This window comes from Marinovum sp. J2-8 (genome assembly GCF_055808435.1).
This window is the reverse complement of record NZ_JBVVRZ010000011.1, coordinates 31,035-44,744: the sequence shown is the minus strand read 5'-3', so window position 1 is coordinate 44,744 and position 13,710 is coordinate 31,035. Positions and strand designations below refer to the sequence as shown.

General features: G+C 59.8%; 14 protein-coding genes and 1 pseudogene. 3 read left to right on the top strand and 12 right to left on the bottom strand.

Features of this window, described 5'->3' with window-relative positions:
* Positions 1-30 precede the first annotated feature (30 nt).
* The 3 genes from AC0L4F_RS21550 to AC0L4F_RS21540 all read right to left on the bottom strand — a co-directional run bounded on the left by AC0L4F_RS21550 (position 31) and on the right by AC0L4F_RS21540 (position 1,359).
* Entirely contained in the window at positions 31-228 is a 198-nt protein-coding gene (locus tag AC0L4F_RS21550) for a hypothetical protein (protein ID WP_244691423.1), read from the bottom strand.
* A 1-nt stretch (position 229) separates the two neighbouring features.
* Positions 230-739, bottom strand: coding sequence for a DUF6878 family protein (locus tag AC0L4F_RS21545; protein ID WP_244691422.1), 510 nt, complete (start codon positions 737-739; stop codon positions 230-232).
* 101 nt (positions 740-840) lie between these two features.
* The gene (locus AC0L4F_RS21540; RefSeq protein ID WP_244691421.1) at positions 841-1,359 is read right to left on the bottom strand and encodes a DNA repair protein RadC; all 519 of its coding nucleotides are present in this window, start codon (positions 1,357-1,359) and stop codon (positions 841-843) included.
* Between the two features lie 211 nt (positions 1,360-1,570).
* On the opposite strand from AC0L4F_RS21540, the gene AC0L4F_RS21535 reads away from it, so the two are divergent.
* Entirely contained in the window at positions 1,571-1,906 is a 336-nt protein-coding gene (locus AC0L4F_RS21535) for a DnaJ family domain-containing protein (RefSeq protein WP_244691420.1), read from the top strand.
* Between the two features lie 94 nt (positions 1,907-2,000).
* Here the strand turns inward: AC0L4F_RS21535 and AC0L4F_RS21530 are convergent.
* From AC0L4F_RS21530 to AC0L4F_RS21520, 3 genes and pseudogenes are all read right to left on the bottom strand, one after another.
* A pseudogene (locus tag AC0L4F_RS21530) lies at positions 2,001-3,201 on the bottom strand (DUF932 domain-containing protein).
* Between the two features lie 204 nt (positions 3,202-3,405).
* Positions 3,406-4,314 (bottom strand): hypothetical protein, encoded by a 909-nt coding sequence (locus tag AC0L4F_RS21525; protein WP_244691419.1) that lies wholly within the window; start codon positions 4,312-4,314, stop codon positions 3,406-3,408.
* A gap of 187 nt (positions 4,315-4,501) precedes the next feature.
* Complete coding sequence (locus AC0L4F_RS21520; protein ID WP_009827211.1) at positions 4,502-4,906, bottom strand: single-stranded DNA-binding protein; 405 nt, start codon at positions 4,904-4,906, stop codon at positions 4,502-4,504.
* Positions 4,907-5,332: 426 nt separating this feature from the next.
* On the opposite strand from AC0L4F_RS21520, the gene AC0L4F_RS21515 reads away from it, so the two are divergent.
* A complete protein-coding gene (locus AC0L4F_RS21515) occupies positions 5,333-5,653 on the top strand; it encodes an H-NS histone family protein (RefSeq protein ID WP_244691418.1) in 321 nt (106 codons plus the stop codon).
* A gap of 143 nt (positions 5,654-5,796) precedes the next feature.
* On the opposite strand, the gene AC0L4F_RS21510 is transcribed toward AC0L4F_RS21515, so the two are convergent.
* A complete protein-coding gene (locus AC0L4F_RS21510) occupies positions 5,797-6,327 on the bottom strand; it encodes a hypothetical protein (RefSeq protein ID WP_244691417.1) in 531 nt (176 codons plus the stop codon).
* Between AC0L4F_RS21510 and AC0L4F_RS21505 the strand changes: the two genes are divergently transcribed.
* A protein-coding gene (locus AC0L4F_RS21505) for an IS3 family transposase (RefSeq protein ID WP_244691416.1) occupies positions 6,321-7,450 on the top strand; the annotation gives its coding sequence in 2 pieces (ribosomal slippage) (positions 6,321-6,567 and positions 6,567-7,450; 1,131 coding nt in all). The genes AC0L4F_RS21510 and AC0L4F_RS21505 overlap by 7 nt on opposite strands.
* On the opposite strand, the gene AC0L4F_RS21500 is transcribed toward AC0L4F_RS21505, so the two are convergent.
* The 5 genes from AC0L4F_RS21500 to AC0L4F_RS21480 form a co-directional block, all read right to left on the bottom strand.
* Positions 7,400-8,857: a hypothetical protein gene (locus tag AC0L4F_RS21500; protein WP_244691415.1), complete on the bottom strand. Its 1,458-nt coding sequence runs from the start codon at positions 8,855-8,857 to the stop codon at positions 7,400-7,402. The two genes, AC0L4F_RS21505 and AC0L4F_RS21500, sit on opposite strands and share 51 nt — an antisense overlap.
* 216 nt (positions 8,858-9,073) lie before the next feature.
* Entirely contained in the window at positions 9,074-9,238 is a 165-nt protein-coding gene (locus AC0L4F_RS21495; RefSeq protein ID WP_007803240.1) for a hypothetical protein, read from the bottom strand.
* A gap of 384 nt (positions 9,239-9,622) precedes the next feature.
* Positions 9,623-10,096 carry a hypothetical protein gene (locus AC0L4F_RS21490; protein ID WP_244691414.1) on the bottom strand — a complete coding sequence of 158 codons (474 nt, stop codon included), beginning with the start codon at positions 10,094-10,096 and terminating at the stop codon, positions 9,623-9,625.
* Between the two features lie 99 nt (positions 10,097-10,195).
* On the bottom strand, positions 10,196-12,367 hold the full coding sequence (locus AC0L4F_RS21485) for a ParB/RepB/Spo0J family partition protein (RefSeq protein ID WP_244691413.1): 2,172 nt from the start codon (positions 12,365-12,367) through the stop codon (positions 10,196-10,198).
* A gap of 113 nt (positions 12,368-12,480) precedes the next feature.
* Positions 12,481-13,605 (bottom strand): helix-turn-helix domain-containing protein, encoded by a 1,125-nt coding sequence (locus AC0L4F_RS21480; RefSeq protein ID WP_244691412.1) that lies wholly within the window; start codon positions 13,603-13,605, stop codon positions 12,481-12,483.
* Positions 13,606-13,710: the final 105 nt, after the last annotated feature.

Below are 13,710 nucleotides of genomic sequence, written 5' to 3'. Positions count from 1 at the left end.
TGGATTGGGATGAGTGGCAGGTTGGGGCGATCAGCCGGACGGTATGTCGCCCGCCGCCTGACGCGCTGCATGCGCACAGAGCATCTGTCGGTAGAAGCGTTTGCGCGCCGTCCGGAAGCTGCGCACGGCGCGCGTGTCGGGGTGGAGCGCCCGGACCGCCGCGCGCAGAACTGTCAGGGGCGAGGCCGTCAGCGGCAGACCGAGGCGCAGGTATGCGGGATCGGTCATCTCAGCTGACCTCGACCACGGGCGAAGCGAGATGCGGATCGACCAGCGCCTCGATCCGCTCGTTGAACTCCAGATGGATGCAGCGGGCGGAAGCGTCGAAGCAGAATTCGCCCCAGGGGCCGTCGTTGTTCTCCCAGCCGCCATGCGTGTCCGAGAGGAAATCGTAGGCGAGCTGCTCGACGACATCCTCCAGCGAGAGCTGCCGCATCTCGACCTCGGGGTCATCCCAGGTCAGCGCCGCGTATTCGATCTCGGTTTCGGGGCAGTCGACGGCGGTCTCGCCGGACCATGCGCCGATGCTTTCGATCTGTCCGCTGTCTCCAGCACCATCGAAGGTGACAGTGACATGAGTGATGTCGGCGGCCGTGAGGCCGTCGAAAAGGCGGTCCTTGTTGCCGGGGCGCAGGGCGAGGATCCGGGCGGTGCGTTCGGCATGTGCGGCAAGGATCGCCCCGAAATCGACGGTGGAAGGCCGCAGCGGTGCGGCCAGAGTGGGTTCAGTCTGGGTCATGGATATCTCCGTTCGGTGAGGACAGGTCAGACCCCCGGGTGGCGCACTCTTCTGCCCCCGAAGGCTCAAACCCCTCCCAGCCCTCCTCTGTCTCTTGGGCGTCACGCCGCAATCTGCAGCGCCCGGGCGGCAAAAGCGCGCCAGAGCGGGTCGACAAGCCGGGCATCCAGAAGATCAGCGCGGTGGCGCAGCCGCTGCGCCAGTTCAGACTCGTGCCAGTCAGTGGCACGGCCAGCCTGGGCGCGAAGTTGAACTGCCTCGGTCACGACGGCCCGCGCCTCAAGAGCATTGGCGACAGGGTGGCACCAAGCCACAGCGCCATGACTGGCGGCCCCGGCAAGAACCAGGCGCTGGTCGTAATCAAGGATGGCCAGAAACTGCAGCGCTGGATCGGAGCCGTTGTCCTCAGCAAGCTCAAACGCCCCCTGCATCGCATCGGCCAAGGTCGCAAAACGCTCAACGACCACGGGGGCAGCGGAGCCCGACATCAGGGCTGCCGCCGTCCGATGCATCCGCGTCAGCGCGAAAGGCAGGCTGGGATCAGGAGCGACAGTCGCGCCATTTGGAACGGGGCCCATCGGGCGTGTGCTCGGCTGGATCGGCAGGGGAAGGTCAAACATGGCAGCATATCCGACGGCGCGGGAAGCCACTCTCCCCGCCTCATTCGTCAAAGACCAAACCGCCGCTCTCTTCCTCGAAGGGGCAGCGGATGATGAAAGCTTATGTCGGCAATGCGAACTTTTCCGCCGTTCAGCGCAGAACTTCCAAAGTCGGTTTTGGTTCTAAGCTATAGTCGCCTTGGCGGCATCAGGAAGAAAGCAGGAATACAGCATGACCCAGTCCCTTCGCCGGCTCGTGGAACGGCAAATCCTGAAAGCCCTCGCAGAGGGCAAATTACGCGGCCTTGAAGGCGAAGGGAAACCGCTGCCCGACCGCTCGGGCGAGGCGTTTACCGACATGGCGACAGCAGTGGCGGTCCGCATCATGGCCGAAGCAGGCGCACTGCCCGAGGAATTCAAGATCAAGAAGCTGCTGGAGGCAGCGAAGCAAAGCTACAGGGAAGCAGAGGGCGATGACGCCAAACGCGTTGCAATGGCCCTGATCGCCGACCTGCAGCAACGCTACAACATAGCAGTAGAGGCAAGACAGAGGTTTATGGGAAGTTAGCCGGAAAAGTCCACCCGTCTACTGCGCAGCATCTGGCGAAATGGGCTCTTCACGGCGATTTCAGTGGGGCGCCAGCGAGGCGCCCCAACTCAGGTCACCCCACTCGGTCGAGGAGCTTCTTGGCGCGGCCTTCCATGTCGAGGCGCGCATCCTGCTGGGTCTTGTCGCGCGCAAGCCGCGTGATGCCCTGCACGAAGTCGAAGATGCTCTCGGGCGGTCGGCCCTCTTCCATCAGCACCTTCTCGATGATCTTGCCAGAACTCGGCTTTCGAGAAACCCCGCTTGCGCAGGAAATCTGCGCGATCCCCGTCGCTGCGTGCCACGATCTGCTGCCGCGCCGCCTTGATGCCGTTCACGAAGCCCTGCGGCGAAGAATTGGCAAACCGCGTCAGCGCCGGCGCCGCCTCATGGGCAAAGCGCGAGGCGGCGTATTTCGAATGCCGGATCCGGATCTCCTGGAAATCCTCGACGCCCCATAGGTTCCGGTTCTGGCAGACGGCCCGCAGGTAGAAGCTCGCCATGCCAAGCGTCTTGGCTCCGACCTCGGAGTTCCAGCAATAGAAACCCCGGAAGTAGAGATCGGGGGAGCCGTCGGGCAGCTTGCCCGCTTCGATCGGGTTGCGATCGTCGACCAGGAACAGGAAGACGTCGCGGTCAGAGGCGTAGAGCGTGGTCGTGTCGCGGCTGATTTCGACATCGGGGTTGTAGACCCCGGTCGACCAATCCAGCACACCCGGCACCTTCCAACGCGTATCGCCCGTACCATTGCCCGCGATGCGCTGCACCGCCTCGACAAGCTCGAAGTCATGGATGCGGCCGTAGTCGGGACCGGTCACGGCGCGCAGTTCCGTGCGGCCATCCTCGGTCTCGAATGTCTTCACCTGCTCGGCGCGGTGGTTGGTCAAACCGTATTGCAGGTTGATCCCCGCCAGCGGCGCGGGCAGCTGCCGAAGGTAAGACGCCGGTGCGCCGACGATGCTGGCAAGCTGGCCAAAGGCCCAGTGCGTGGGCGCGACGGGCTCCTGCGCTTTCGGCAGCATCAGATGCAACCGCTCGGGGTTATCGCGCGCGGCCTCCACCCGGATTTCCGCCGTCTGCACCACACGGCTGCGGCTGCGCTCGGACCGACCCTTCACACTGGCCCAGAGATCATCGAGCGACAGATACCGCTCATCATCGGGCCGGTTGAACCATTCGGACGACACCCGTCCGTTCCGCTCACCCCGGCTCACATCCACTTTCCAGCCACCAGCCCGCGCCGGCTGCACCGGATCCAGAACTTCTACAACGCCCATCGGCTATCTCCCGTGACAGGCGCCGGGAGCCACTCTCCCAACCCTCAACCCGTCACCGGGAAACCGGCACTCCTCTCACTCTTCAGCCGGAACGCGAATGGCAGCAACGCGGACAAAGCGGGCCTAGAACCTGCGAAATTGAAAGTCCGCTTGAAATTTCGTCGTTTGGAGGATTGATGCTCTTTATGCAAATAATCCTGAGCGTCACGGTAGCCTGAGACCATGGCGCTGCCGAGATGTCACATCCGACTTCACATAGTCCGTTTCAGCCCCGCCGACGATAGCTACCAACAGGCGGCACACGACCGCCTGCATTTGCAAATTGAGGTTACGATTTGCCCCCTGACCCTCAACCGCAAAACCAAGCGGTTCCCCGACATACAGGCCTTCGTGGATAGCCGGGTTTCGCAGGTCTGCGATTTCTGTCCCCCCATCCGGCTCTGCCCATTCAGGTACCGGAACGCCATATTGCTCACACATCCATATGGTTCGTTCCCCGTGTGTTCTTGGGTGCGGTCCAGAAAGGCTCTCTTTCATCATCTTAAAACATGCATCAAGCGCAGTGTAGAGAAACATAAACGCTTCGAACTGCAAAAGCCTCGGGTTTTGTGCGAGAAATAGCGCATGAATGGCAGCTTCAAAGCGCGCAAGCTGCTTTCGGTCATGCATATTGTCTAGCCAGTAAGCTTCAGCCAATTGAACTGCTTTCGGCAAACTGTCACCCAATAATTCAAAATCGTTTAGCTTCCCCGGTTTCAGCGGTGTAGCATCTAGAAAACCGGCTTCTGTCGCGCTCAATCTCTGGCCTGTGAAGAACCCCAGCGACCAAATGTGAAATTGAAGATGTCCCAGCCCAACATCTTCAATGTGGCGAATGATATGCGTGTTGGGCAGGCCAAAAACCCGCGCAGCATACGGTGCGTAATAGATCTCGCCAGTACCTAGGTGCTTGATCTTCTGACGCGGCGAATAAATCCAATCTTGGTATTTCTGATCTGACTGCTCTACTTCGGCAACTCGATCCTCAAGGCCATCTAGAGTTTCTATCGTGATTGGGCCCGCGATCACATCCATGGCTAATGGACGGAACCCAAATTCTAAGTCATATGCCATCCATTGTTACTCTTCTTATTAATTCTACAAAAGACACTGATGAGAATTTTCTAGTGCCGGCGGCGGGCCGTCAAGCGGACGTTCGTTGTTAGCGCAGCATCAGTCGAATTGGGCTCGAAGCTGCCTTGCGGCGGCGCAGCGAACCCGGCGGGTTTCCCCGCCGGGTCCAAGGGGGAGACCCCGTTCCTCAGAACGGGATCTCGTCGTCACGGTCGACCAGCTCGGGGTTTTCGTTCTCGGCCGACTTCGGGCGGCTCAGGAAGTCGACCTTCTCGGCGATGATCTCGCAGCCGTAGCGGTCGTTGCCCATGCTGTCGATCCACTTGCTGTAGTGGATGCGGCCGTGGACGAGGACCTTCATGCCCTTTTCGCAATGCTCCGCGACCGTCTTGCCGAGACCGTTGAAGCAGGTGATGCGGTGCCATTCAGTGTCCATGATCCGGTAGCCATTCTCGTCGCGCAGGACACGACCTTCCGAGAGGCGGGGGCGGGAGGTGGCGAGGCTGAAGTTGGTGATGTTGGTGCCGCCCTGGGTGGTGCGGGTTTCGGGTTTCTGACCGATGTTGCCGGCGAGGATGACGATGTTTTGCATGATTAGCTCCTGTGTTTCCTGTCTTCGGGACCGCCCCTTCGACAAGACCCTGAAAAAGCCCGTCGGGTGACGCGTGCACGGTGGACGGAACGGACGCCGGAAACCCCCAGAGGACCGGGGTGGAGCGGGCAGCCCCAAAGGGGCAACACGGCCCGGACTGACGCGGGGTTGCGCGCAGGAGACCGAACGGGATTAGGGGATTGTCAGTCGAAGGGATGGCCCGGGAGGCAGAGATGCGCGGGGAGCCTATGCCAGAACATGTCACCCCTGCCGATTGCGACAGCCTGACCCCCAGTTCAGCACCTTCCTGGCGGCTAAAGCGGCGATCACCAGCCTTTTCCACCCCTGCCTTTGCATTCCGGGAGTTGCGGCGCCCGACCGCCCCGGGCTATCGATACCGGAACATTCAGGACACGGACCACATCAATGGCTGATTACGATCTCGAGGCACTGTCGCTCAGCGAACTGAAGAAAATGCAGAAGGACGTCGCAAGGGCGATTTCCACATTCGAGGATCGGCAGAAGGCGGAAGCCCGCGCCAAGGTGGAGGCTCTCGCCCGGGATCTGGGCTACTCTCTGGCCGAGCTTGTTAACACCGAGGCGAAAACCGCGCGCGCGCCTGCCGCGGCGAAATACCGGCACCCTGAGAACCCGGCACTCACCTGGTCCGGCCGGGGGCGGAAACCGCAGTGGTTCGTGGAGGCGTTGGCGGCAGGAAAGACCGCGAGCGACCTAGCCATCAGTTGAAGGCTTGATCTTGGCAATCGGCCCAGAGCTCCATTCGCCTCACAGCCGGGCGCTGCCACGTAGCTTCACAGAACCGGTCATTCGTCCATCCTGCAGCATTTTTGGTGGGTGCCGGCGGCGGAGCGGAACCAAGCCGACCTTGATCAAAGCGGCGGTAGCTTCAGGCGCTCCCTATATACTCCGATGCGTTTGCGAGCACGATCCACGATGTCCCCGTAGAAAAGAAGCTCCGAGTACAGCTGCCCAAGTGTAGCCTGGCTTTTCGGCTCCTTCACATCGTTGGTGCTGAAGAAGCCGTTCTCGCCGGGCAAGCGATTGTAGCCTCTCAGGCGGATCGGATTGATGGTATCCCCTATCAGGTATCCGTAGAACTTCTTCAGCCTTCCGTTGGACTTCGCGGCCAAGATTGTGGCGTATTCCATCAGGTCGTTGTCGTGCTCGTCGAGACTGACGCCGGGCGCCTTGAACTCGACGATCACAACGGAGCCTTCCTCGTGGAACAGCGCTATATCCGGGCGGCAGCCCCCGTTCTCCTCACCTATCCGGTTTAGCAACTCGCCAACGGCCTCATCGACGTCGGCTTCAAAGAGGCTTTGGCCGTTGTTGGTCTTGCCACGGTTTAGTTCCGGTCTCTTTCGAGCAATGTTTGCTATGAAGGAGATTAAGAATGGCAAGGAGATACACAGACGAGTTTCGCCGTGATGCAGTGCGCATCGCAACGACCAGTGGACTGACACGACCACAAGCGGCCTCTGATTTGGGGGTTGGGCTTTCGACACTGAACAAGTGGGTCCAAAAGCATCAGCATAACGATTTGATGTCCGGACCGCACGAGGACGTTGAAAAAGAGAACGAACGTCTCCGCAAAGAAGTCCGCCTGCTGCGCGAGGAGAGGGAAGTGTTAAAAAAAGCGGCAATCTTCTTTGCAGGCCAAAGCCGGTGAGATTTGCGTTCATCGAAGTCTGGAAAGAAGAATGGTCAGTCGAATTTCTGTGCCGAGTTATGCGGGTAACATCGCGCGGCTTTCGTGCCTGGAGGGCTCGACCCATGAGCCAACGACAACGCGATGATATGGTGATCTTGGCTCATATCCGCGAACAGCACCGCCTGAGCCTACAAAGTTATGGCACGCCGCGGATGACCGAGGAATTACAGGAGCTGGGACTGAAGGTCGGGCACCGACGCGTAGGCCGCTTGATGCGTGAGAACGACATTAAGATCGTCAGAACCCAGAAATACAAGGTGACCACGGACAGCAACCATGCGTTCAACATCGGGCCCAACTTGCTGGATCAGGACTTCTCGGCTGAGAGTCCAAACCAGAAGTGGGCGGGCGACATATCCTATATCTGGACCAGTGAAGGTTGGCTCTATCTGGCTGTGATTATCGATCTTTATTCACGCCGGGTCATCGGCTGGGCCGTCAGCAACCGTATGAAGCGGGACCTGGCGATCCGGGCGCTGGACATGGCCGTGGCTTTGCGACAGCCGGCGGAGGGCTGCATTCACCACACGGATCGTGGCTCTCAATACTGTTCACATGACTATCAGAAGCGCCTTTCAAGGCATGGCTTCAAAGTATCCATGAGCGGTAAGGGCAATTGCTATGACAATTCCATGGTGGAAACGTTCTTCAAATCCATCAAGGCTGAGCTGATCTGGCGCAACCGCTGGAAAACCAGACGACAAGCCGAAGCCGCTATCTTCCAGTATATAAACGGGTTCTACAATCCGCGCCGCCGCCACTCATCGCTGGGTGGAAAAAGCCCCTTGGCCTTCGAACGAAAGGCTGCCTAAATGAGTTGGGAGACCGGAACTTAAGCGCGACAAGACCAAGGAGGCGAATTCCGACGAAAGATCGTCGATCTTGCGTCGGAAGTCATCGCTGTCCGGGGCGAGGCCCTTGATGGCCTCCTTCATGGCCGAGAGGCTGGACGTCTCGTTGACCACCTGCTCCTGAAGGTTCGTCAAGACACGCTTCGCGACCTCGTTCGGGGTGTCCCCGAACTTCACGCGCGTGTTTGAGTAAGAGAGCATCTCCTCAGACACGCCGAAGTCCTTCGCCACGTCTTTCACGATCGTATCCCTAGACCAATCAGGCGGCGTTATGAGCTCCTGCACCTTGTCGTCGAGAACCGAGAATATGTCCTCGAAGGTGACCTGCATCCCTTCGAAGAGGTCTCCTGAGCCGTTGTCCAGTGGTATCTTGTCAAACCCATCGCGTTGCTCGTTGACACCATCATCCAACAGGGGCCCCTCGACCAGGACGATGTGGTAGTGACCGTCAATCGCGTTGTTTTCGAGCGTCTTGGTCTTGAGGTAACGACCGGTGATGAGCTCAGCGATAGACGCCTTGGCGCACAAGCCTATGATGTTGCGAGGCAACGGGTACTGCGTCTCGTCCAGCTTGTAGTGCGTTATGGTGAAGTGGGCCGATACCTTGTCCTTACCTTCGACGTGTTCGACGGTGATCGGCGTGACGGACGTGTGCTTGGGGATAGCTGCCGGCGTCAAGGTTTCTTCAGACTTGGTGCCCCCAAGGTCGCTGACGAACTTAATCTGGAAGTCGCCGAGGTCATCCTTAAGGCTGACGAACCGTTGCAGCAGGTTGAAGAGAACGTGCTGTCGGATCGCCTCGGCAGTGAACGTCCTGTGCACGCTGGCGACGGATAGGATGGTCTCGCGCAGCTTCGGCACCACGTGCGAAAGTCGTATATGGGTCCCGACGTCGCCGGTGTCCCGATCCTCTATCGTGAAATCGGTCTCTTCGATGGTCTTTCGGTCGCGCAGTAAAGGAAGCGAGATGTGCTTTAATCGGTCTCCCTCTCTGTAGATTGATGACAGTGAGACTGCCGTGAAGTGGTGGAAGAACTGGACGCGACCGGTTCCTTTGCACTTCCCGATGCCAGGGATGTTGAGGTCATCCTTGTAGGAGGTGTCCTTAGTCAGGAAGGCCTTGCGCTGCTCTGGCCCAACACCGCACCCGTTGTCCTCGCAGGTGATCTCAAGGTCGTACACCTCGCCGAGCAAGTCCGCTTTAGTAGCTTTCACCTTGAGCGTCACTTCCAGGGCAACCGCGTCGGCCTCATCCCTCTTTCGGATCAGGAACGCGTCGATCGAGTTCGCCAGTAGCTCATCCACGACCACCAATGGATTCTTACTGATGCGCGTGTTTTTCAGGCTACCGCGGATATCCAGCGTCACTGTCGTTCCTCAATCATGTAACGATTTGTTTTTCCCACTTATCCTAGCGTGCTCTCTCCAAGTCAATTTTCGCGTGCTTTAGCCCTTGTAAGCACTACGATCTGCGCTGGCGGCACACAAGCGTTCTTCAGATCGGCACCGCCGATCACTCTGTCGGCGATAGGCCCGGGGGCGCGCCTGCGCCCTGCCGGGCCCTCGGTAAGTGAGGCCGAAGCCTCACCCGAAGGGATCGTATTCCGAAACGATCACGACCTCGTCGCCGTCGATTTCATCGGCGGGGACGGCGCCGAAGGTTCCATCCCCCGCTTGGAAGACGACGATTGAGACCATGAGCGTGGCGGCGAGGGAGGCGGCGAAGGCGTGAGCATCTTTGCGGGACATCTGTTTGGCTCCTGTCTTGGAGGCGGGGGACCATCCCCCGCGCGACAGGACCCCGCAGGCCCGAAGACTGGCTGACATCACCGGGTGCGTTCGGCTCGTCCGAATCCGCCCGGCGGCACGGGCTTGCCCGTAGTCCGACCCCTCGCGGGTTGATCTCGAAGACAGGATTTGGGCCAAGGAAGGGAATGGCGAGCGGGGGATGGTGCCCTGGTGACTGGAGCCTGTCGTCCGGCTGATGCTTTTGCCTCCAACCTCCCGGCCAGGATCTTGGTTGAAGACGTCCTTCCTTGGGGATGGATCCTTTGGTGCCCCGAGAACTCAAAGGACAAGGTTGTGATGGTTGAGAGGCCCGCGCTTGGGCGGGCCCCTCGGTTTCAGTTGGGCTCAGGCGGCCAGGTCCGCGCCCCCTGCCCTATCGCCGTCCTCGGCACCGACGATCTCGAGCCGCGCGTTGCGGTATCCTTCCTTGGCGATCCAGAGCTCGGCAGCGGTGACGGACGTTGCCAAATGCAGCAGCTCCGTGTTGCCACCGAAGTCGAGAAGCACACGCACCTGCCCCGGCTTCGGCTCCTCGGCCACCTCGAAGACCAGGGCGCTGTCAGCCGAATGGCTGCGCATGATGGTCACGAGGATCACCCCTTCCGAGGAGAAGTTGCCCTCATGCAGCGTGAACGACGCAGGTGCCGTCCAGGTCGCGTAAGGCCGGGGTGGTTCCTTCTTCACAAGACGGCCGACGCCGTTCGAGCGCTCCCAGGCCGCCAGCTTCTTGGTGAAGCGTGCCGGTGGCTTGGGGCTGCCGTCAGTGTAGCGAATGAGCGCCCCGAGGGGTGCGGTGTCGATGATGGTTGTTGCAGACATGATTTCTCATCCTGAATGCGAGCAATCGCACTCATCTCATTGATATTGTTACACTATAAGGTGATTGGGGGCGGAATCTCCGCCCCCCGCTGGATCACATTATTCCGCGGCCAGCATCGACGCGCCTTCAGCAGGCAGGTCATCCGCCAGGAACGCAGGAAGGTCAGCTTCACTGACGCTGTCAGCCGCTTCGGCATCCGCCCCCTGCCCTTCGGCACAGTCCTCACCGTCCAGCGCCACGAGATCGTTCCGGCGCAGGACCTCGGGCAACCAGCCGCTGCCCTTCAGCAAGCGCTCGGCTTCACTGGCCATCTCGCCCTTCTTCAGGTGATCGAGAAGCTGGGCAGTCCCCTCCCCTTTCGCCTCACGCACGGCCTCGAGGATGCGGGCCTTGGGCACGCGGTTGAGATAGGTGTCGATCGTCGGCTCCCAGCCCGCCTCGACCATGTCGAGATCTGTCGCACGCGCCACGAGATCGGAATGCGCCATCCGCCGGGTCAGACCGCCAGCAGAGATGCCTGCCCCGTAGGGGTTCACCTTTTCATGCAGCGCGTTGACGCCGAAGCTGAGGCAATGCGCCAGCAGGGCCAACCGACTGCCCTGGTCGAGAACTGTCAGATAGTCCCAGAGCGCTGCATCGTCGCCAAGCGGCAGATCGGCCTCCCATTCTGCATGACGTTCGTCGACCAGCTTGGCGACCACGCTGTCCTTCAGATCAGGCGCCTGCGCCGACATGTAGACGTGACGCACGGAGGCTTCGAGACAGCTGCCCGAAGCAGAGGAGGTGCGGAAGGTGTCCGTCACCAGCTTCAGGAGCAGGAGCGTCAACGCCACGTCGGGCGAGCGCCCGATCGCTTCACGCAGCGCCAGCGTCCGGTGGGCCGTCAACTCCATGACCAAGCGCTCGGGCAGTGGCTTCAGCGCTCCGTCATCCTCCGGCAGGTCACCGCCAATCGGCTGGCCTCCCGACATGATGATGGTTCCGATATGGGCGGCACTGGCATGGCCATCGGCGAGATCACGATCATCCCCCTGCCCCGCCACCGCAGGATCTCCACCGTCCTGGACCGCGGTCTCCTCAACGGGCTCATCCTCTGGACGCACATAGCCGCGATAGACTGCCAGCGCGCCGTAGCAGTCGAGCGTGACGAACGCCCCTGCCCGCCCGATCTCTTCCGCGTCGAAGATCAATGGCCTGGCCTCGAGTTTTTCCATGGCGACCTCCAACACACCAAGACGTGCATCGATCTCTTCAGGAAATTCATCCTGCCCCTCGTATTCCTCTTCCAGCGCTCGATACTCGGCGAGCAGCTTGGCATGGGCCGCGCCTTCGTCATCTGTCATCGGAGCCGGATCACCGGACAGGGACCGCAGCCCGTGGCTGTAGCCGTAGGGCAGGTCAAGCGCGACCTCGATCCACTTCCAGCCCTCAACCGCAACCGTCTCAGCCTCGACCTGGAGTTTCTCCGACACCAGCCGATCGAGCAGGGCAGGGTCCTCAAACCAGCCACCGTCATCGCCCTGAAAGAGGTCATGCAGCATCGTGCCGCCCGCCGCTTCATAGGCCTCAACACCCACAAAGATCGCGCGTCGGTCGGACGCCCGGACCGAGGTCTCGGTCAGCATGCGCCGGATCTGGAATGGTTCCTTGTTCCAGGATGAATTGATCGCATCCCAGACCTGAACCTGACGCGCGTGATCGGGGTTCACGGTGAAGGCCATGAGCTGCTCCAGTGTCATGCCATCCTCGGCGTAGACCTCAAGCAGGGCAGGGGCGACGGAGGCAAGTTTGAGGCGCTGCTTCACGATCTGCGGCGTCACGAAGAAGGCGGCAGCAATCTCTGCATCGCTCTGACCCTTGTCACGCAGGGACACAAACGCGCGGAACTGGTCGAGTGGGTGCAAGGCGACGCGCTGCATGTTCTCGGCCAAGGAATCGTCCTCGGCGAGGATGTCGGATCCCGCAACCCGCACGATGCAGGGAATGGGCGTCGTTTTCGCCAAACGCTTCTGCTTCACCAGCAGTGAAAGCGCTTGGAACCGGCGGCCACCGGCCGGGATCTCGAACTTGCCGGTCTCGGTCCCATCGTCAGCCACCACAGGCCGCACGCTCAGGCTCTGCAAAAGGCCGCGGCGGGCGATGTCTTCAGCAAGTTCCTCGACGGACACGCCAGCCTTGATGCGCCGCACGTTGGATTGGCTCAGCATCAGCTTATCGAAAGGGATATCCCGGGACGGGGACAGGGTGATTTTCTGGACAGCTTTCGTCATCAGATTTTCTCCACGACGGGCGTCGGAAGCCACTCTCCCGATCTCATTTCCCGTCACCCTCAAACCAACACTCCTTTCCCTCTCACGGTGGTTCTTGACCGCGGTCAAGAAGTTCATGTCGGAGCAAGGTGTGTGCGTACGATCCTTTCGAAATAGGCGTCAGGGTGTTTGATGGTGTCGGCTCTTGCTATCAGGTAGTCGAAGACGAGAAGCAGTTTTCCTGCGCCAGCTTTCTGGATGCCACGTCGCAGTTCTTCTTGGCTTATTCTAAGCAATCGACCGAGGTCGTATAGAATGCGGGTAAGGGCTTCTCCTGTGCGCGGTGGCTCTGGGAAAAATCCTGCAACATGGGTGAAATCTTCCCACGCCATACGTGCTGGGTCTCGGTTCATGGTGGATTTGGTTTGTTCGCCGCGATTGACCGTAGAGGGAGCAATCTCTTTAATATCTTTTTTTATAGACTCTATGTGCCGGACACTTTGTCCGTTTGTGGCGGGCAGATCGTTGGAATCAGGTGTATGAGGCCGGTGTTCGACAGCTTCGAAATTTTCTTCGATACCAGCTTTTGCCGTCGCATGCTGTTCACCGTAGTTTGCGTCGGTATTGGCTCCAAGGGCTCTCAGTTCCGAGATAACGCTCAGAACTGTATCAACGGTTAATGTCGCTCGGCGCAGGACATTTCTGATCATGTTGAGGGTAGAGAGCTTTGTTTCATCGAAGCGTGTCTGTTGGAGTAGCGAAGCACGTAGGGCCAACGCCTCAGCCTTCAGCGAGCGCAAGCGTTCGCGTTCTTCGGTGAGCTGCAAGGCTTGTGTTTCGAGCGAGCCGTACCTCTGGATCAAGGGTTCCAGGTCGATACCGAAGGCATCTCTGATAACGCCTCCATACCGCAGCGGAAAGCGTTTGCCATTTGCTGAGTTCTTGCGTTCGATCAGTCCCGCAGCTGAGAGGCGTCCCAAGCTGCGTCGAAGTGTTCTCTCATCGAGTCCATTGGCGCGCTCTGATAGAGAAGCGTTCGATGGGAACACGACAGTGAGCGTAAGTCGCTGGCTGTCCTGAATCTCACGTTCTTTGCGGGGCAGGAAGCTAATGAGCGCGGTCAGAACGGCGAGGTCATTGGTTGTGAGACCTAGCTCCCTCCTCAGAATGCGAACCGGACCCAGAAACTGATAGGGATTAGGGCAGGGCAAAGATGTTCGTTCCGCCAGGGCGGTTGTTGTTTCAGGTGCATGTCTCATGGTGTTTCGGAAGAAAAAGCTTCACCGTTCACCGCGAGCGGTGTTGAAATGAATTCGTTTTGGGGGTATCAATCAGGTGTCGAGACTGATTGAGGCCCTTCGGAA

Excerpts from the sequence above, each read along its gene's own strand:
- AC0L4F_RS21550 (WP_244691423.1), bottom strand. The coding sequence starts at position 228 with ATGACCGATCCCGCATACCTGCGCCTCGGTCTGCCGCTGACGGCCTCG.
- AC0L4F_RS21545 (WP_244691422.1), bottom strand. The coding sequence starts at position 739 with ATGACCCAGACTGAACCCACTCTGGCCGCACCGCTGCGGCCTTCCACC.
- AC0L4F_RS21540 (WP_244691421.1), bottom strand. The coding sequence starts at position 1,359 with ATGTTTGACCTTCCCCTGCCGATCCAGCCGAGCACACGCCCGATGGGC.
- AC0L4F_RS21535 (WP_244691420.1), top strand. The coding sequence starts at position 1,571 with ATGACCCAGTCCCTTCGCCGGCTCGTGGAACGGCAAATCCTGAAAGCC.
- AC0L4F_RS21525 (WP_244691419.1), bottom strand. The coding sequence starts at position 4,314 with ATGGCATATGACTTAGAATTTGGGTTCCGTCCATTAGCCATGGATGTG.
- AC0L4F_RS21520 (WP_009827211.1), bottom strand. The coding sequence starts at position 4,906 with ATGCAAAACATCGTCATCCTCGCCGGCAACATCGGTCAGAAACCCGAA.
- AC0L4F_RS21515 (WP_244691418.1), top strand. The coding sequence starts at position 5,333 with ATGGCTGATTACGATCTCGAGGCACTGTCGCTCAGCGAACTGAAGAAA.
- AC0L4F_RS21495 (WP_007803240.1), bottom strand. The coding sequence starts at position 9,238 with ATGTCCCGCAAAGATGCTCACGCCTTCGCCGCCTCCCTCGCCGCCACG.
- AC0L4F_RS21490 (WP_244691414.1), bottom strand. The coding sequence starts at position 10,096 with ATGTCTGCAACAACCATCATCGACACCGCACCCCTCGGGGCGCTCATT.
- AC0L4F_RS21485 (WP_244691413.1), bottom strand. The coding sequence starts at position 12,367 with ATGACGAAAGCTGTCCAGAAAATCACCCTGTCCCCGTCCCGGGATATC.
- AC0L4F_RS21480 (WP_244691412.1), bottom strand. The coding sequence starts at position 13,605 with ATGAGACATGCACCTGAAACAACAACCGCCCTGGCGGAACGAACATCT.